This window comes from Bradyrhizobium sp. 25ACV (assembly GCF_054863005.1).
The window spans coordinates 1-344 of the sequence record NZ_JAVAYO010000048.1; the positions used below are offsets into that span (position 1 = coordinate 1).

At 60.2% G+C, this 344-nt stretch carries 1 protein-coding gene; it reads right to left on the minus strand.

The genetic code is table 11. The features are described 5' to 3' along the window. Window positions 1-176 precede the first annotated feature (176 nt). Window positions 177-344 carry a transposase gene (locus RAD04_RS38505; RefSeq protein WP_461627946.1) on the minus strand — a complete coding sequence of 56 codons (168 nt, stop codon included), beginning with the start codon at window positions 342-344 and terminating at the stop codon, window positions 177-179.

A 344-nucleotide genomic window follows, 5' to 3' on the forward strand; every position in this document is an offset into this window, starting at 1 on the left:
GCGCAGAAGACATCCCGTCACCCCCTCAGCTCGCGGACAGCATGGTCCTTCCCGCGAAGCGGTTCATATTGCCACGCCGACCGATTGACCCCGATCAGCCTGCAGGCGCGACGCTTACGACAAGGCGTGATTGGCCATCAGCTTCTCCACCGCAGCGTAGCGCTCCGCAGACCGGGTCAGTTTTTTCCCAGCAGATTTTTCAACGCCGACACGTCCCACATCGACTCCGCCAGTAATTTCTTCAGCCAGCGGTTCTCGTCTTCGAGCGCCCGCAACCGCGCCACGTCGGACACCGTCAGGCGACCGTATTTGGACTTCCAGGTGTAAAAGGTGGCATCGCTTAT